The organism is Tahibacter sp. (genome assembly GCF_035481375.1).
Taxonomy (GTDB): Bacteria; Pseudomonadota; Gammaproteobacteria; order Xanthomonadales; family Rhodanobacteraceae; genus Tahibacter.
On record NZ_DATIGT010000296.1, the window covers coordinates 1 to 19,496 of the forward strand.

Annotated in this window: 9 protein-coding genes; 4 read left to right on the plus strand and 5 right to left on the minus strand. The window is 69.9% G+C overall.

What is annotated here, in order from left to right; translation table 11 throughout:
- The 4 genes from VLF18_RS19680 to VLF18_RS19695 form a co-directional block, all read left to right on the plus strand.
- A partial coding sequence (locus VLF18_RS19680; RefSeq protein ID WP_325281334.1) for a methionine adenosyltransferase domain-containing protein occupies positions 1-435 on the plus strand: 435 nt, incomplete at its 5' end.
- Positions 436-644: 209 nt separating this feature from the next.
- A complete protein-coding gene (locus VLF18_RS19685) occupies positions 645-3,872 on the plus strand; it encodes a hypothetical protein (protein ID WP_325281335.1) in 3,228 nt (1,075 codons plus the stop codon).
- 214 nt (positions 3,873-4,086) lie between these two features.
- Positions 4,087-7,335: a PQQ-binding-like beta-propeller repeat protein gene (locus VLF18_RS19690; RefSeq protein ID WP_325281336.1), complete on the plus strand. Its 3,249-nt coding sequence runs from the start codon at positions 4,087-4,089 to the stop codon at positions 7,333-7,335.
- A gap of 167 nt (positions 7,336-7,502) precedes the next feature.
- Complete coding sequence (locus tag VLF18_RS19695) at positions 7,503-10,691, plus strand: PQQ-binding-like beta-propeller repeat protein (protein ID WP_325281337.1); 3,189 nt, start codon at positions 7,503-7,505, stop codon at positions 10,689-10,691.
- Between the two features lie 221 nt (positions 10,692-10,912).
- Here VLF18_RS19695 and VLF18_RS19700 read toward each other — a convergent pair whose 3' ends face one another.
- From VLF18_RS19700 to VLF18_RS19720, 5 genes are all read right to left on the minus strand, one after another.
- Positions 10,913-15,970, minus strand: a complete 5,058-nt coding sequence (locus VLF18_RS19700; RefSeq protein WP_325281338.1) for a DNA repair ATPase — start codon at positions 15,968-15,970, stop codon at positions 10,913-10,915.
- A gap of 217 nt (positions 15,971-16,187) precedes the next feature.
- Entirely contained in the window at positions 16,188-18,197 is a 2,010-nt protein-coding gene (locus VLF18_RS19705) for a flotillin family protein (RefSeq protein ID WP_325281339.1), read from the minus strand.
- Positions 18,198-18,338: 141 nt separating this feature from the next.
- Entirely contained in the window at positions 18,339-18,962 is a 624-nt protein-coding gene (locus tag VLF18_RS19710) for a hypothetical protein (RefSeq protein ID WP_325281340.1), read from the minus strand.
- Positions 18,959-19,315, minus strand: coding sequence for a hypothetical protein (locus VLF18_RS19715; RefSeq protein ID WP_325281341.1), 357 nt, complete (start codon positions 19,313-19,315; stop codon positions 18,959-18,961). The genes VLF18_RS19710 and VLF18_RS19715 overlap by 4 nt, the downstream gene beginning before the upstream one ends.
- The coding region (locus tag VLF18_RS19720; protein ID WP_325281342.1) for a hypothetical protein at positions 19,305-19,496 on the minus strand (192 nt) is incomplete at its 5' end. The genes VLF18_RS19720 and VLF18_RS19715, both read right to left, overlap by 11 nt.

The following is a 19,496-nucleotide window of genomic DNA, read 5'->3' on the forward strand; positions in this document are numbered from 1 at the left end:
GGCTGGGCGCGCCACGGCGGCGGCGCCTTCTCGGGCAAGGACCCGTCGAAGGTCGACCGCTCGGCCGCGTACGCCGCGCGCTACGTGGCCAAGAACATCGTGGCCGCCGGCCTGGCCGACAAGTGCGAAGTGCAGGTCTCCTACGCCATCGGCGTGGCCGAGCCGACCTCGATCTCGGTCACCACGTTCGGCACCGGCAAGATCAGCGACGACAAGATCGAGAAGCTGATCCGCAAGCACTTCGACCTGCGCCCGTACGGCATCATCAAGATGCTGGACCTGGTGCACCCGATGTATCAGCAGACCGCGAGCTACGGCCACTTCGGCCGCACGCCGTACGACGTCAAGCTCGACAACGGCGAGACGTTCACGGCGTTCTCGTGGGAAAAGACCGACCGCGCCGACGCCCTGCGCAGCGACGCGAAGCTGAAGTAAACCGCATCGCCGATCCGGTGAGACGAGGGCCGCCGTGTGCGGCCCTCGTCGTGTCCGGCACCGGCGTATCGAGACCGCTGCGCCGGTTTTCCGCGTTTCTCCGTTACGGTTGAATCGATCAACGGCGCAACATCGCCCCCCGAAGTGGGGGTTGGCGCGCAGCGTAACGTCTCACTAACACTGCACTCGTTTCGTCCAGGGGTTTCCGTATGACTCGTTCCTCGCGCGCCGTCGTCCGCGGCCACGCCCGTCTCGCTTCGCTCGCGCTGAGCTGCCTCGCACTGCCGGGCGCCTTCGCGGCCGGCTGGGACCAGACTCTGCCATCGAGCGGCGCCGTCTCCGCACAGGTGCTCGATGTCACCGCGGCGCCGGGCGCGCGCTGGCTGCTCGTCGATCGCGGCGACGCCACCGTGCTGCAGCGCGAAGCGAACGGCCAGACGACCTTCGTCACGACCACCATCGACAGTGCGCGCCTGATCGCCGTCGCCGACGGCGGCGTGCTGCTGGCCGAGAACGCGTCGAACCGACTGCGCCGCTTCGACGCGCAAGGCCAGTTCGTCTGGCAGCGCGACGTCTCGCCGCTGTTCGTGCTGCCCGACGCGGCCGGCGGCAGCTGGATCGAAACCGCCGACAACCTGCAGCGCCTCGCGGCCGACGGCAGCCTGCGCGCGACGCTGACGCCGACCGCGTTTCCGGTCGTCGCGCGCACGGTCGGCGACGAGCCCGCGCCGCTGCGCTTCCAGCGCCCGCAGCGCGCCGTCGACGCCCCCAACGGCGACCTTCTGATCGCCGGCCGCAGCAGCACGACGCCGGGCCAGGGCCAGGCGCAGCTCGCGCGCTTCGATCGCCTGGGCCGCCAGCGCTGGGTCTGGAATGCGACCGGCGCACTGTCCGGCATCGAGTTCAGCGCCGTCACCGCCGGTTACGGCGTGAACTGCGCCGCCGCGCGCACGCCGAGCGGCAGTGGCGTCGTGCGCCTGTGCCTCGACGCGAACGGCCGGCCGATCTGGCAGGCCGCGCAGGAACTCGGTCCGAATTCGGCGATCGCCGTCGTCGCGCTCGCGCAGGACGGCGGACTGTTTTCGCTCGACACGATCAACCGCACCGGCGCGCAGCTCACGCGCATATCGCCGAGCGGCACGCCGTTATGGACACAGGCGCTGCCCGCCGCGATCGGCGACGCCTGCGCCGCACCGGGTCCGGGCTGCTCGCTGTACGTGGCACCGAGCGGCCGCGCGACGGTGCTGACGTCGACGCTCAACGGATCGACGCAGCGCGTCCGCCTGATCGGCTTCACGACCGCGGGCGCGATCGCCTTCGACCGCGAGCTGCCGGTCTCCACCGCCGTCTCGCTCGCGCGCGAAGCCAACGGCCACACGCTCGTCGTCGGCGCGAGCGAGGCCGGCGTGAACCGTCTCGTCGACATCGATGCGCAGGGCACCGTCGTCGACGGCAACACGGCCGTTTCGTCGCCGCTGCGCACGCGCGCCCGCGCGCTCGCGGCGAATGCGCAGGGCGATACCTTCGTCGTCAGCGCCGCCGCCGGCGCGTCGACCTATCGCGTGCGCCGCACCAAGTCCGACGGCAGCACCGCCTGGGACGTCGAGTTCCCGGGCGTGTTCGATCTGGCCCAGGCCACCGCGACGAACGAGCGCGTCTGCGTCTCCGAAGTCCAGGAACTGCAGGGCGAACCCGAGAACCGCGTGCGCTGCCTCGACGTCGCCGACGGCCGCTCGGTCTGGTTCCGCGAGATCGAGGAACCGCTGAACTTCCGCTCGCGCAATCCGCTGCCGGCGAGCATGTTCCGCCTGCGCGAGGACAGTCATCTCGTGCTGTCCTACGTCTTCCACGGCGCGCAGCTGTTCGATCCCTCGGGCGCGTCGGAAATGCATCTCGCGACGACCGAGCGCACGCCGCTCGCCGACATCAACGGCGACGGCGATTCGGTCGTGGTCGAACGCCTCGCGACGACGCCGTCGACCGGCGACGAAGGCAAGCTGATCCGCCGCAACAGGAACGGCCGCACGATCTTCGAACTGGATCTGCCGTCGGTCGGCATCCAGCCGCAGCAGCTGCGCATCGACGACAACGACAACGTGTTCGTCGTCGGCAAGGACACGCCGTCGTCGTCGGACACCTTCGCCTGGCTCATCGACGCCAACGGCGACGTGCGCTGGAAGCGCGGGCTTGAAAGCATCGTCAACACGACCGTGCACCTGCATCTGTCCGACGATTCGCTGATCGTCGAGCGACGCTTCGGCACGCCGCGCGTCGACGCGCGCGTGTCGATCGAAGTGATCCGCAACGACGTCGGCACGCGCCGCTGGCGCAAGACCGTCGCCGGCGACCGCGCCGACTTTGACGCGGTCGCGCGTCGCATCGTCGTGTTCGGCACCGGCGACGGACGCTGGGACGTGGACAGCTACAGCATCGAGAACGGCAGCGCGCTTTCCGCCGAGACCATCGCCTGCGCCGCGGACGACTGCACGCTCGGCGGCGCCGCCGCCAAGGGCGGCCTCGCCCGCGTCGCCGGTGCCGATCGCAGCGCCGCGCGCGCCTACGCCAACGACGCGACCGTGCGCGTCGACCAGATCGGCCTCAACGGCGCCTGGGGTTCGTACTACGGCGAGGGCGAAGGCCTCGTGCTCGACTGGCTGCCGCAGGCGCGCCTGGTCTTCATGCCGTGGTTCACCTACTCGCTCGACGGCGGAAACGAGACCGCGGGCCAGCGCTGGTACGTCGCACAGGCCGCGAACGTGCCGGCCGGCGCGCGCAGCGCCGCGATCGAGATCTACTACGTGACCGGCGGCATCTTCGATTCGGCCGAGCCGCGCGTGACCACGCGCGTCGGCAGCGGCACGCTGAGCTTCAGCGACTGCGCGAACGGCAGCTTCAGCTACGTGTTCGATCCGCGCTACAACGGCGGCGCCGCGGGCACGATCACGCTGTCGCGCCTGTCGCCGGCAACGCAGCCGTGCATCCTCGCCGACGGCAGCGTGCAGCCGGCCGCATCGCCGCGCCCGGCCAGCAAGGGCTTCGACGCGCGCCAGAGCGGCTCGTGGTACGAACCCGCGACCGGCGGCCAGGGCATGCAGCTCACCGTACAGCCCGACGGCGTGTTCTTCGCCGCGTGGTTCGCCTACGACGTCGCCGGCAATCCCGACGACAACGGACGCCAGCACTGGTTCACGCTGCAAGGCGACCTGTCGCAGGCGGTCAACGGCAAGATCGACCTCGTCATCGTGCAGACCGTCGGCGGCGCGTTCGACAGCCGCGCGACGCGCAACCGCTACATCGCCGGCCAGGCCACGCTGCAGATGCACGGCTGCGACCGCGCGACGCTGACCTATCGCTTCGGCAACGATGAACGCATCGGCGCGTTCGCCGGCAAGACGGGCGAGCTCGAGATGATCAAGGAAGGCGGCTGCGGGCCGTAACGCGGACACGGCCTTGGGGAAGCCTGCGCGACGCTGCGTCCACTCAGCATCCGCCGACCTACCACACGAATGCGGTCGGCACGGCGACATTGCGCCTACGCGGTTGCGATCGCGCCGAGCTCGACTATCGCTTCGACGACGACCGTAACGCAGGCGGCTGCGCCCCCTGACCGCTCACATCGCCCCAACATGACGTAGTGCACAACGGCGCATCATGAGTCCGACCGCCCGCAGTCCGAAGCCGAACGCACCGAATCCCGTGCGTACGCGCCTGCGTGCGGTCGCCGCGCTGCTGCTCGTCGCGCCGTTCGCGGCCACCGCGGACTGGCGCTACGAGCAGGCGATGCCCGACGAGCCGGTCGTCCCGACGTACTACCGCATCGGTACCGATTACGCGTTGTGGACGGTCGCGGCCGACGGTGTCTACCGCAGCGCCGCCGGCGTCACGCGCCAAGTCCACCGCAACGCGACCGGCGAGCGTCTTCCTGCCGACTCCGTGCGCGACCTCGTACCGCTCGCCGACGGCGGTGCACTCCTCGACCTCAGCGCGATACGCGACGGCCTCGGCGGCTACTGCGCGGCGAAGCGCATCGACGCGAACGGACGCGAACGCTGGCGCGTCGAGCTGCCGCTGCGCGATGAAATCTGCCATGGCTATTTCGCGAACGCCGCGGGCCAGGGCTGGTTTCTCGCGACCGAGAAGCTGATCCGCATCGATGCGGACGGCCGCGTCGGCGAACCGGCGAACGCCGTCGGCCAGCCTTATGTAACGCGCCCCGTCGCGGTGTACGCCGACGGCGGTGCCGTCGCCGCCACGCGCCTGCGCGGCGTGACGACATCGCGCCTCATGCGCTTCGACCCACAGGGCAACGAGCGCTGGACGTGGGTACGCGAAGATCAGAAACCGTTGTCGTTCGTCACGCTGGCCGGCGATGGTGTCGTCGCCGTCGCGACCGATGTCGCGACGGCCGCTGTCGACCTCGTGCGCGTCGGCGCGGATGGTCAGCTGCAATGGACCCATGGGCTGCCGCCGCAGCGCTTCATGACCGACGTCATCGCCGCCGACGGCGGCGATGTCTACGTCGTTGTCACGCGTGATCAGTACCGCGCGGGAACTCTGCTCCGCGTCGGCGCCGACGGCCGGTTGCGCTGGCAGCTCGCCGCCGACTGCGACATGCCCGCGATCAGCGGCACGCCGATCGCGCGGCTGCGCGACGACAGCATTGCGCTCGTCTGCCAGGATGGCGGACTGACGTCGCGACTGTTGCGCGTGACGGCGGCCGGTGCGTCGTCCGCTCTGACGCTGCCGCTCCACCGCGCGACGCAGATCGTGCAGCAGGGCGACGGCCGCCTGCTCGTGCTCGGCCATCGCCCATCGCTCGATCAACCGCCGACGCGGCACACGCTGATCGTCGACGGCACGCAGGTCGCCGTCGCCGCGATCGACGGCTATCGCGCCGCTGCGCCGGGCCGGCTGATCGGCCAGGCGATCCTCGCCGACGGCACGAGCTTCATCGCCGTCGCGCCGGCGATCACGCAGGCCGGCACGCGCGGTGCCACGCTCACGCGGCTCGCGGCCGACGGAGGCATCACCTGGACGCGCCGCGTGGAACTGCCGGCTTACCTCGGCGGCGACGCGCTCGCCGTCGGCGGCGGCCTCGCCTGCCTCGCGCTCGCCGACTCTGTCGACAACAGCCTCGTGATGGGCAGCGTTCTCTGCGCCGACGCCGAAAGCGGCGAGACGCGCTGGCGCGGCGCGTATGCCAACGACCAGCGCTACCGCCTGGCCGCGATCGCGATCACGGCCGATGCCAAGGTCTACACGGTACGCTCGGGCGACAACGGTCACGAGGTACAACGGTTCGGCCGCGACGGGCAGATCGAAACGTCGGTGCGCGGCCCGCGGCCCGCACGCCGCGCCGTGTTCGACGCGCACGGTGCCGCCACGGTCGTCACAAGCAATGAACTGCGTCAGTACGCGCCAGACGGCGCGCTGCGCATGAACGTCACGTCGGCGCCGATCTGGCTGGACTACGTCGTGGAAGGGTTCCTGCTGTCGGACGACGACGGCAGCGTCTGGATGATCGGACCACCCTCGCCGGGCAGCAGCAACGGTCGCCGCCTCTGGGCCGTCGCCCCCGACGGCCGCACGCGCTGGACGCGCGATCTCGATGCGGTCGGCTTCACGCGCCTGCTGCGACAGCGCGACGCGCTCTATGGGGTCGGCATGCGCAGCGGGTCGACCGGCGCCGATCGCTCGGTCGAGATCGTGCTCGAGCGCATGAATGCGGCGACCGGCGCGATGGTCTGGAGCCATGCGAGCCGCCATCACCCGTTCGGCAGCAGCGCACTCGCTGCATCGGCCGACGCCGACGACATCCTGGTCGCACACAGCGAACGCGACCGTCTTCACGTCGAACGAGTGAGCGCGAATTCCGGCAACCTCGTCCACGACGCCTGGCTCGCCTGCGACGCGCTCTGCGGCGCGCCCGCGGCGCTGAGCCTCGATGCGACACATACCGCGCGCACCGCGTTCGACGTGCTTGATCGCGACCGCGGCCAGACCGGCGCCGTCGTCGCGAGCGACCTGTCGGCCGCGACCACGCGGCTCGACCAGCCCGGCATTGCCGGCGCGTGGTGGTCGCCCTACGCGCACGGCGAAGGCATCGCGTTCGACTGGCTGCCGGTCTCGCGCACGCTGTTCGGCGCCTGGTTCACGTTTTCCACAACCGGCGGAAACGAAACGGAGCAGCTGCGCTGGTACACGCTGCAGGCCAACGGCGTTGCCGACGGCGCACGCCGCCTCGACCTGCCGATCCTCGAAACCACCGGCGGCAATTTCGACGCCGCGCCGAACGTGTCGCCGCGGCGCGTCGGCACTGCGCAGGTCGAATTCCACGACTGCGCGCGCGCAACGCTGCGCTATGCGTTCGACGCGAACGTCAACGAGGCGCGCAGCGGCACGATCACGCTGTCGCGCCTGTCGCCGGCGACGCAGCCCTGCGTGCTCGCCGACGGCAGCACGCAGCCGGCACCCGGCGCGCAGCCGCCGGCACACGGCTTCGACGCGAAACAGTCGGGCACCTGGTTCGACGAGACGGCGGTCGGCCAGGGCCTGCAGTTCACGGTGCAGCCCAACGGCACGTTCTTCGCGCCATGGTTCACGTTCGACCCGGCGGATGCCGGCGACGACCTGGGCCGGCAACACTGGTTCACGCTGCAGGGGAATCTCGCCGAGGCCCGCGACGGCGTCGCGCCACTCGTGCTCGTGCAGACGCTCGGCGGACGCTTCGACAGCGTGCCGACCTACAACGCGACGGCGATCGGCACGGCGACGCTGCGCCTCCGTGCCTGCGATCGCGCCGATCTCGACTACCGCTTCGACGACATCCCGGGCGCAGGCGCGTTCCGTGGCCGCAGCGGTTCGTTGCGACTGTCGCGCGCCGGCGGTTGCGCGCCGTGAGCGCGATCTGATCGAATCCGCAGCCGCCGGAGGCCGCCGCAAGGCGGCCTCGGCATTTTTGACGTGCGCGATCGGACACATCTCCACTCATGGCGCGACCGGCGCCTTTGGGGGAAGCCTCCGCATGCGTCGTCCCACAGGCATCCACTCCGGACAAGGACGCTCGCATGCGACACCACTCGCCGCTTCCGCTGCACCATCTTGCGCTGCTGGCCACGCTGCTGCCGCTCGGCGCATCGGCCGACTGGCGTCACCTCGCGCCGACGGCGACGACGGCGTCGAACCCGACCGGATTCGTCGTCGCAGCCGATCGCGCGTTCTGGACCTTTGGCGACGGCGCGATCAGCCGCAGCGATACCGGCGGCACGCGCACGCTGACGCGCGAGATGCTCGGCGCGAGCGACGCCGATGCGCCGTTCGATGCGGGCTTCGCACTCGACGGCGGCGACGTGATCCTGCGCAGCGCCAGCTGCAAGCTGATGCGCGTCGACGCGCAGTTGCGCGTGAAATGGCGCATCGATCCCGCCGGCTGCGCCGACGTCGACGTCGCCGCGGACGGTACGTTCTGGGTCGCGCGCGGCGTCACGCTGATGCAGTTCGGCGCCGACGGCATGCAGCGCCAATTCGTCGTCGTCGGCCGCACGCTGCTCAGCGTCGAGGCGCAGGCCGACGGCGGTGCCGTCGCGGTATCGCAGAACGCACGTCCGCCGTTCGGCGTCGTCGCGCGCTACGGCAGCGACGGCATCGAGCGATGGAACTCGGTGTACGGCGCGGCGGTGTCCTCGCCGCTCGTCACCGCCACGCCTGATGGCGGTGCCTACGTCGCGAGCATCCTGAATTCGAGCCTCACGCTGAGCCGTCTCGACGCGCAGGGCGCTGCGACGTGGACGACGACGCACGCGGTCGGCGCCGACACGGGCCTCGCGGACATCCAGCGCTCGGGCGATGCGGTCTATATCGTCACGGGCCTGCGTACCGGCACGGTGCAGCCGCGCACGCTGACGCGTGTCGGCGGCGACGGCCAGCAGCAGTGGCAACGGCCGCTCTGCGACCTGCCCGGCACACCGGATGTCGCCGTCGCGCGCGAGGTCGTCGTGAGCACCGACGGCTCCACCGCGCACGCCTGTGCGCTGCAGGGAATCGATCGGCTGATTCGGCGCAACGCCGCCGGCGCCGTGACGGCGCGCGTCGATCTGCCGCTGGAGACGTCGCTGCAGCTTCGCATCGCCGGCGACATGCTCTATCTGCTCGGCCAGGAGACGCCCGCCGGTCGTCCCACGCATCTGCTCGCGATCGATGCGGCCAACCGGATCGCACCGGCCGCGCCGAACGCGCCGGCCGTTGCCGTGCCGACGCGCCTGCACGCGCATGCCGTCGACGGCGACGGGGCGAGCTATCTGCTGAGCAAGGCCGAAGGCATCCACGGCGCGACGCTCGCGAAGCTCGACGCGCAGGGCCGCGTCGTCTGGCAGCACATCGCGCCGTCGCTGGAGCTCTACGAGGCGCGATTCCGCCTCACCGGAACGCAGCTCTGCAGTTCGGAGCTCGCGGCGTACCAGGCCGTGCCCAACGGCAACAACGTGCGTCGCGCGCGCTGCTGGGATACGCGCGACGGCGCGGGCGGCTGGGAACGCCAACAGTTCTCCAGCTTCACGCGCCTCATGGAAAGCGCGCCGCTGACGAACGGCAACACGCTGCTCGTCGTGGCCAACACGAGCGACTACGCGATCGAACAGATCGCGCCGACCGGCGCGATCCAGCCGGTCGGCGGCGGTGCCGGCGAAGTGGCGCAGATCGGCATCGGGGCGGACGGCCGCAGCGTACTTGCGGTCGACACCGCGCTCGCGCAGCACACCGGCAACGGCACGCGCGTCTATCGCGTGCCAAGTCCGCTGTCGGAATACCGCTCGGAATTCGCGATCGCGGCGGACGGCAGCGTCGTCGTACTCGGCCGCCGCGCGGCACTGCCCGGCGACCGCACGAGCCTGTGGTCGGTCGCACCGGACGGTTCGACGCGCTGGACCGTCGACCTCGACGCCGGCTTCGATCGCGGGCGCATCGCGCGCGACGGCGCTGCGATCTATCTGCTGCAGTACTCCTCGCAGCGCGCCGCCACGGATCGGACCGTAAGCCGCATCGTGAAACTCTCCGCGACGGACGGCGCGCGGATCTGGCAGCAGGAATCGCGCAATCCCACGCTGGCCGCAGCCGCCAACGACGGCGGCCAGATGGCCATCGACGGTTCCGGTGCGCTGCTGCTCGCGCACGCCTGGCCGAACAAGCTGCGCATCGAGCGTCTTGACCGGCAGACCGGGCTGCAGCAGGACGAGCGCTTCGTCGACTGCAACGGCGCGTGCGCGCAGCCGCGCTCGCTCGCGTTCGAAACCGCGGGCGGCGCGCGCCTTGCCGCCGCCGTCGTCGATCGCCAGGCCGGCGCGAATGCAGCGGTGTTCTCGGTCGACGCAATGACGAGCGTGGCGCCGCCGGTCCGTCTCGACCAGCCCGGCGTCGCGGGCCTGTGGTTCTCGCCGTATGCCAACGGCGAAGGCCTCGCGATCGACTGGCTGCCGGCGTCGCGCACGCTGTTCGCCGCGTGGTTCACGTTCACGACCAACGGCGGCAACGATCCGGCCGGACAGCGCTGGTACACGCTGCAGGTCAACGGCGTGCCGGCGAACGCGACCTCGCTCGAACTGCCGATCCTCGAAACCACCGGCGGCAATTTCGACGCCGGTCCCGCAGTCTCGCCGGAGATCATCGGCCGTGCGACGCTGACGTTCCGCGACTGCAGCAACGCCACACTGCGCTATCGCTTCGACGCGGGTCATAACGATGCCGCAGAAGGAACGATCACACTGTCGCGCCTCACACCGCAGACGCAGGGCTGCATCCTCGCCAACGGTTCGACCCAGCCCGGCGCCGGCGCGAGACCGCCGGCCAAGGGCTTCGACGCGCAGCAGTCCGGCGCGTGGTACGACGATTCCGCAATCGGCCAGGGACTGCAGCTCAACATCCAGCCTGACGGCGTGTTCTTCGCGCCATGGTTCACCTACGACCCGGCCGGCACGCAGAACGACCCGGGCCGCCAGCACTGGCTCACGCTGCAGGGCGACCTCGCGCAGGCCGTCGACGGCCGCGTCGAGCTGCAATTGATCCAGACCATCGGCGGCGCGTTCGACCGCGTCCCGACCTACAACGCCTACGCCATCGGTTCCGCGACCTTGCGCATGCTGGGCTGCGGCCGCGCGGCGCTCGACTATCGCTTTGCGAATGCGCCGACCGCCGGACCGTATGCGGGCCGCAGCGGCACGCTCGATCTCAAGCGCATGGGCGATTGCGCGGGTGGAGCGCAATAGCCAACGGCATCGGACGCACGCGGCGTAGGGCGCAATAACCGAAGGGCATTGCGCCGTATGTCAGATGGCGTCGCGTCGCGGAGGTGGCGCAATGCGCTTCGCTTGTTTCGCCCCACGTTTCCGGGTTGCCCCGCGGACGTAGGGCGCAATGACCGAAGGGCATTGCGCCGTGTGTCAGATGGCGTCGCGGAGATGACGCAATGCGCTTCGCTTGTTGCGCCCTACGGTTTGGCTATGCGCTTCATGATCGCGTCTACGCCGGTGCGCAGTTGGCGTACCTGGTCCCACATGTCGTGATCGAGCGTCATCTTGTGATGCAGCGCGGAGACCAGCGGCACCAGGGTCTCCTCGTACGCGCGCGCCATCTTCGTCAGTGCCTCGGCGAGCGCCGGCGGCGCTTCGAGGCGCGGTTCGCGCTGCAGCGCGGTGTGGATGTCGGCCAAGGTCTTCAGCGCATCGAGCGCGCTGTTCAGCGATTCGCTGCGGCTGCCCTGCTTCTCGATCTGCAGCGCGATGTCCGACAGCGTCGTCGCCATGCGCGTCGTGCCGTCGGCGTCCTTGCCGCCCTGCCGCGCGAGACGGCGGAAATTCTCGACGAGCGCATCCCAGCGCGCGGTTTCGTCCGCACCGGGCGCGCCGATCAGCTGCGCGAGACGCAGCAGGTTTTCTTCCGCACGCGCGCCCAGCGTCTGCGCCTCGCCGCGATAGTGGTCGCGGATCAGCGCGTCGAGTTCGGTCGGCGTCAGCAGCGGACTGAGCTGCGCCGACAGCTTGGCCATGTTGCGGTAGCTGCCCTGCAGCTTGAACGGCGGCTCGCTGCGATACGCATCGTCCTGCGCGGCGCTCTCGACATAGGCCGCATTCACGCGCATCAGCACGTCGCGCACGGCGACCATGCGCTTGAGCAGTTCCAGCGTCTGCGCGCCGCCGGGCAGTTCGCCGGGCAGCTCGCCGTCGTCGCGCGCGGCACGCAGCGCGGCGAGGATCTCGCTGCGCGGGCGCTCGGCGAGCGGTGCGGTGATCGCATTGCCGGTCATCGCGTTCTCGATGTAGCTGTCGGCGAACAGCGCCTCGCGCCCGCTCAGCACGTCGCCGAGGTTGTAGACGTCGGCGCGGTTCGCGAGCATGTCCGGAATACGGAACACCTCGCCCGATTCGGTGTATGGATTGCCGGCCATCACGAGCGCGAAGCGCTTGCCGCGCAGGTCGAGCGTGCGCGCCTGCCCGTCGACGATCGCGTCGATGCGCCGCGTCGCATCGGCGAGGCTGATGAATTTCTGCAGGAATTCCGCCGACAGATGCTGGATGTCGTCGAGATAGAGCATCACGTTGACGCCCATCGCGAGACCGAGATTCAGCTTGACCAGCTCCTCGGCCGCACCGCGGTGCGCGGCGGCGGCCGGATCGAGCGAACTGACGTCGTGTCCGAGCGTCGGACCGTTCACGCGCACGAAGATCATGCCGAGGCGATCCGCGATGTATTCCATCAGCGTGGTCTTGCCGTAGCCCGGCGGCGAGATCAGCAGCAGCAGGCCGGAACGGTCGCTGCGTGCGTCGCCGACGCTGCCGATCTGCTTGGCGAGGTTGTTGCCGATCAGCGGCAGGTAGACCTCGTCGATGAGCCGGTTGCGCACGAAGCCTGCCATCGGCTTGGCCAGGAAGCGATCGAGGCCGAGCCGCCGGCGTTCGGTCTCGACGAGTTCGTGACGCAGCTTCGCGAACGCATGCCAGTCGCGCCCGGTCGTGTCCTTGTGACGCGCGAGCCGCGCGAGGAATTCCGGCAGGTTCAGCGCGAGCGCGCCGTCGCGCACGCGCGCATGCGCGCCGCGCAGCGCGCCGACCGTCGCCTGCAGTTCGGCATTGACGCGCTCGCGCGGCAATTCGGCGAACGCGAGCATCGCGCCGGCTTCGAGCGCGGTATCGGCGTCGCTCGCACCGAGCCGGCGGCACCACTCCACCGCTAGCTGCAATCGCTCCGGCGCGACGAGTTCGGAATGCAGCGCGGCCAATGCGCTGCGCGGCAGTTCCGCCTGCGCGCGCTGCGCGAGATCGGCCGCGGCACCGTTCGCGGCGAAACGCGCCGCATCGCCGCCGAGACTCGCGACGAGATGGCGCGCCGCCGCATCGGCGATGGCCTGGTCGAGCCCGAACGCCTGCGCCGCGGCGCGCAGGCCGCTGCGCCACGATTCGGGCAACGGCAATTCACCGCGCTGCAGGAACCAGTGCAGGCCCGCCGCGTGCGCGCGGACGACGGCCCGGTCCTGTTCGCGCCGCTGCGCATACCACGCCTGCGCGAGCACGCGTGCCGCCGCCGGGACGCGAAGTTCCGCCGCGCCGGCGGCGAGCCGCACGACCTCGCGCAGGATCGCCGCAGCATCGGCATCGTGCACGCCGCGCTGATAGTCCTCGCCCGGGCGCCGTTGCGCCTCCTCGGCGACGAGGTCGACGAGCGCCTGCGGATCGGACGCCTGCAGCGCATCGCGCAGCGCGGTGTCGCCGGCCTCCAGGCGATCCCACAACTGCGCCGCGAGAAATTCCGCGCGGTAGACCTGGTCGGTCTCGTTCGGCAGCGCCTGTCCCCAGACCGCGCGGAACGCCTCCGCGCGCGGCTCGGCGAGCCGGTGCCGATAGTCCGTGCCGGTCAGCTGCAGCGACAGGCCGTCGGCGTCGTGCAGCAGCGCGAGATCGAGCGTGCCGCGCTCGATCGTGAAGCGATGCGCGCCGAGCGCGAGCGCCTCGCCGCTCGCACCGAGTTCGGTGCGGTCGCGCAGATCGCGCAGGCCGGCTTCCTTCAGCGCGCGCAGCCGGCCGGCGAGTTCGTCGGCCGCGACCGCCTGGCCGATGCCGCGCAGTTCGGCGAGCTGGCGCTGCGCGCGCTCGACCAGCGTGTCGCCGGCGAAGAACGCATGCAGTTCCTCCGCGGCGGCGATCTTCGCGATGCGCCGCGGCACGCCGTCGAGCACGCGCGCGATCGCCTCCTTCAAGCCCTGGGCGCGTCGCTCGCGCTGGCCGGCGATCTGCTCGCGCCGCGCGGCGAACGCTTCGAGCGCGCTCTCGCGGCGCGAGGTCAGTTCGACGAGGAAATCGGGCTGCTCGCCGAAGCGCGCTTCGAGCTGCTCGATCTGGCTGAGCACCTGTGCCAGCGCGGCGTCGGCGCTTTCCGGCGTATCGCAGCGGCCGATCAGGTTCAGTACCGACTGTTCGAGCACGGTCAGCTGCGCGCCGAATTCGAGTCCCTGCTCCTGCACGAGCAGCGCGTCGCGGCGCGTGCGCAGCGCCGCGCGGATCCGGTTGACCTCGGCATAGAGCTGCGAGGTTTCGCCGAGCAGCGACGCGCGCTGCTGCGCGTCGCTGTGCTCGAAGCCGGCAATGAGTTCGGACAGGCCGTCCAGCGATTCGGCGAGCGCATCGAGCTTGTCGGCGATCGGCGCGAGCGCCGCGGTCGTGCGCGACTGTTCGACCGCCGCGGCGCTTTCGGCGAGCCCCTGGCGCAGGCTCGCGAACGCCGCCGGCTCGGCGAAGAATTTCAGCGCGCGCGCACCGATGCGATCGAGTTCCTCGCGCAGCTTCGCATCGAGTGCCGCGATCGCCGCCGCGTCGACGTGCGGCTGCTCGCCGAGCACGGTCAGCTCGCCGCGCTTGCGCTTGAGCTGGCGGATCGCGTCGGTGAAATCGTCGGGCTTCTGCCAGAGCAGGCTCGCCACGCGCGACAGCAGTTCGCCGACGCTGCGGCCCGCGTCGCCGACGAGCTGCCGCGCCGCGGTCTGCGCCTGTTCCAGGCGCTCGTACGCGGTCAGCGCTTCGCGGCCGCTGCGCGCGAGCGTCGCGACTTCGGTGCCGATGTCGCCGGCCTCGGCCTCGGCCAGCCACGGATAGGCGTCGCTGCAGCGCGCCGCGACACGCAGCAGCCGCTCGTAGGCACCGCGGCTGCCGGCGTCTTCGGCGAGCCGGCGCAGTTCGCGCAGATCGGCCAGCGCGCGTACCACGCTCGCGTTGCCCAGCCGGCCCAGCAGGCCGGCCACGCGCGGCTGCGCGCTCGCGTGTTCGTCGAACGCGAACGGCGTGCGCCAGAGTTGCATCGTGTGCAGCCGCGAGGCCTGGTCCGGCGCTTCGGGCGTGATCAGCAGGATGCGTCCGTCGACGAAGCGCGCGTAGCCGTTGCCGAGCAGCGGCTGGCTCATGCTGCGTTCGATCAGGTGGTACGACAGCAGCGCATAGGCGCCGGCCTGCGGTTCGTAGAACACGTAGAGCATGTCCTCGCCGCTGGCCGCGCGCACGACGCGCTTGATGCGATACGCCGAGAAGTCGTGGCCGAGATCGGCGAAGCGCTTGAAGTCGCCGGACTCGAGGTAATAGCCGCCCGGAAACACGAGGCCGTGGTCTTCGGGCAGCTGCATGCACGACGCGCCGATCTCGTCGATGCGCGTGACAGTCTTCAGGCGCCTGTTGAACACGAGATAGCGCGTCGTGTCCTCGCGATACGGCCGCACGCGCAGCACGATCAAGCCGCGCAGATCGGCGTAGGCGATCTCGGCATCGGCAAGCGACTGGTTCTTGTCGTCGACGGGTTCGCTGTAGACGCCGAGCCCCGTTTCGGTGTTGTTCTCGACCTTGATCGTGAGATCGCCCGCAACGGTCTCGACGAACACCGTATCGAGCACGTTGACGTGCGGGTGGCGGCCGAGCACGTACTGGTCGCGCGTGACCGGCGTCCACTCGAAGTCGTGGCTCGGCGGCAGCACGTGATCGCGCTCGCCGCGATTGTCGATGTAGCTGATGCGCCCGTCCCGCTCGATCGCGAAACGGAACACGCGCTTGTCGCCGACCTGCGAGCCTGTGCGAAACACGAGCAGCAGCCGCTCGTCGAGCACGCGCAGCTGATCGAGCGTCGTCGACTTGTAGTACGTGAACAGCTCGCGGAAGTCGGCCACGAAACGCGCGTCGGCGAGGAAGGTGCCGTCGAGCGGCACCGGCGCGAGTTCCGCGGTTTCACCCGTTTCGTCGAGGCGGTACAGGCAGAACACGTCGCCGACGGCGGTGTCCTTCTTCAGTCCGATGAAGACGTTGTAGCCGAACAGCAGCAAGTCGCCGACACGCACGATGTCGCGCGCGACGCAGTTGTGCTCGGTGCGCGCATTGAGTCGCGCGACCAGCTGGCTGTCGACGCGGCCGTAGGCCTCGACGCGCCGCGCGTTCAAGGCCTCGGCCTTGGCGCTCAGCGTTTCGGCGGCAGCGACGAGGCGCTTGCGCAACAGCTCGAACGTGGCGGAATCGGACATGGCATTCCCTTGGAAAAGCGAAACTGGCGTTGGGGGGCTCCGCTGGCAACCCCGGCATCGAGAACGAAACCGTCGGCTGGACCGAGCCGCAGGCGAAGCCCAGCATCGAGGTCGCACGGCAGCGAACAACCACGAAGCGATCGACACGACGCGTCGTCGCATGCCGTACATCCCGACGTCGGGCTTCGCCTTCGGCTCGGCCCAACCTACGAGCGGTTCACTTCGCCGGCGGCACGAGCTTCTGCGCGAGCGAGGCGAGCGACAGATCGCGTACCGAGTCGGTGCCGCCGAGCGCGGCGATCAGGTCGCGCGCGTCGGCGATCAGGTCGCGCTTGCCGGACTTGTGGTCGGCCAGCGCCTGGCTCAGGAGTTCGCTCTTGTCGACCGTCGTGTCGATCGCCTTGCCGAGGCTCAGGCTCCGCATGAAGCGCTCGAAGTATTCGCCGTCGCCGCCGACGATCTCGATCTTCGACGCGGACAGCGCCTTGGACAGGATCTCGGCCTGCTCGCGCGCGATCGCCTGGTTCGCCTCGATCGTCCTGAGGCGCTGCGTGTGCGCATAGTCGAGCTGCATGCGGTGCTCTTCATGCGCGCGCGTGTCGGCGCTCATGGCCTGCATCGCACCGAACTTGTCCTTGAGGCCGCCGGCTTCCGCGGCGAAGCGCGCCGCGATCGCCTGCGCTTCGGCCTCGCCGTGCTTCTGCTTGCCGACCGCTTCGGCTTCGAGCCTCAGGCGCAGCGCTTCGGCACTCGCCGCGCCCTGCTTCGCGACCGCTTCGGCATCGGCCAGCTTGACCTTGGCCGAGACGAGACCTTCCTTCTCGGCCGCATCGGCGCGGGCCAGCGCGACGCGCGCCTCGGCCAGTCCGTCGGCAGCGGCAATCGCTTCCATGCCCTCGGCTTCGCGCTTGCGGCCCTCGGCCGTCTTGCTCGCGATCGCCAGGCGTGCCTCGGCCATCGTGAGTTCCTCGGCCGCCTTGTGCTTGGCGCGCTGCTCGTCGGCGAGCGCGATCTTCACGTCGGTGATGAACTTCTCTTCGGCCTGGCCCTCGGCCAGCACGATCGTCGACTTCTTCGTGCGCTCGGCTTCCGACAGCGCGCGCAGGTTCTTGATCTCCTCTTCCTGCTCGGCGACGGTGCGCTCGACGACGATGCGTTCGCGGATCACGTCGGCGATCGCCTTCTTCTGCACTTCGACGGCCTTTTCCTTCTCGATGCGCTGCAGCGTCACTTCGCGTTCGCGGTCGACCATCTCCAGCTCGCGCGCACGCGTGACCTTTTCGTCCTCGATCGCGACCGCGCGCTGGCGGTTCTTCTCGGCGACTTCGGCCTCTCGCTTCATGTTCTCGGTCTGCACGAGGATCTGCTGCTCGGCGAGCAGGCGCGCCGATTCGGACTTCGCGCGTTCCTCGGCCATGACCTTGGCGGCCTCGGCTTCCTCGCGCGCCTTCGTGATCGCGATCTCGCGCAGCTGGTTGGCCTCCGCGTGCGCCTTCTGGCGCTCGAGCTCGAGCACGGCCTCGGCGGTCTCGACGTCTTTCTTCTTGATCCGCATCTCTTCGTTGCGGCGCAGTTCGTTCGTGAAGATGGCCTGCTCGGCGGTCAGCTCGGTGATCTTCCGGATGCCCTGCGCGTCGAGGATGTTGTGCGGGTCGAGCTTCTCGAGCGGCGTCTGCTCGAGATAGTCGATGGCCGCGTCCTCGAGCACGTAGCCCGAGAGTTCATCGCCGATCTGGCGCACGATCTGGTCGCGGAAGCGGTCGCGCGCCTCGTACAGGTCGACGAAGTCCATGTTCTTGCCGACGGTCTTCAGCGCTTCGGAGAACTTCGCGCTGAACAGGTCTTCGAGCGTCGCCTGGTTGCTCGCGCGCTCGCAGCCGATGCCCTGCGCCACGCGCAGCACGTCTTCGCTCGTCTTGTTGACGCGCACGAAGAACTTGACCTTGATGTCGGCGCGCATGTTGTCCTTGCAGATCAGGCCCTCCTTGCCCATGCGCTCGATCTCGATCGTCTTGAGCGAGATGTCCATGACCTCGCGGCGATGCAGGATCGGAATCACGAGGCGGCCGGTGAACGTCACGTCGGGTTCGGCGCGCATCGTGTTGACGATCATCGCGCGCCCCTGGTCGACCTTCTGGTAGAACTTGGCCACGAGGGCCATGAAGCCGAGCAGGAACACGACCAGAATGCCGACCGCGGCAATCAGTGTGGTGAAGGCGATGTCCATGGTGACGCTCCGCAGAATTGGGGGAAACGTGCATTACGTTTCAGCGTACCGGCGCTACACGAGGCGTCGGTGCGGGTCTTGCCGCGCGTCCTTCCCGGGACGCGCCATGATCTGAACGCCGCGCGCGGCGCTTCCGAACGTTCAAGGCGGATCGAATTCGGCGACGAGATAGCGCTTGCGCCGCGGGTCGAACTCGAGCACGACGGCCGGCGAGTCGCGGCTCAACCGGTTGGGCTGTGCCGCATAGACCTGCAGGGTCAGGCGCGTGCCGCCGCCCATCTCGACCTCGGCCTGGCCGAAATTGTCCTCGACGCTCAGGGTCAGGATGCGGCAGCGCCGGCCGACGGCCGATTCGCGCGTGACCTTGTCGTTCACGACGAACAGCGGCTTCAGGGGCCGCAGCGACGCCGACGCCAGCAGCATCGCGGCGAACAGCGCCACCGTCAGCACCAGCGTGCCCGACGCCCAGAGCGGCAGCGGCACGTGCGGCATCAGCAGTCCGGCCGCGAGCATCGTCAAGAGCCACCAGTAGAACGCGACGCCGCTGATGACGATGGAGAACGGCAGCCGGTCCAGCCCGAGCGCGACCAGCATCTCGGGCAGGCCGCTGACGTCGGCGTCTTCGCTGCCGCCGAGCCAGTCCGGACCGATGCTGTCCATGTCGAGCAGACCGGCGATGGTCAGCAGCCAGAACACGAGCATCACGCCGACGAAGATGCTCGGCAGCAGACCGGGATAGCTCGTCAGAAGTTGTAGAAAGCTCACGACGCAGGGTTCCTTTTTCCACTACGGGATTTGCGCTGCTTTTCCGCGAAGGCCACGAGCGCGGCGCCGACGCGTTCCTTGATCGCCAGATGGTTGCCCGGATCGAGATCGTAGCGCTCGCCGAGCAGCCGGTAGTCCTCTTCGCTGAGACTCACCGTCAGCCGCGGCCGCTTGGCCTGCCGCAGCAGCGGCAGGCCGAGCACGACACGGACCTGGTCGGAATTCGACAGGTTCGCCTCGAACGCCGCGGCGCGGATCGCCTGCAGCACCGCTTCGGAAACGTCGAACGCGACCTGGACCGCACGCAGCGCCGGTTGCGAGGAACGCCAGCGGCTCGGCAACTCAGTCTTCATGCGGGTCGCGTCCGGTGCGCCGCCGCGGAAGCTGCTGCAGCGCGTCGATGACGCGGTTCGCTCGCGCGCGCCGGAAGGCCGGCGCCGCCGGCGATGCGGCCGGCGCGGTTTTCGGCGCCTTCTTCGCGGAGCCCTTCGCCGGCTTGCGCGCCGCGGCCGCCGCCGGCGCGCGGCGCGGCTT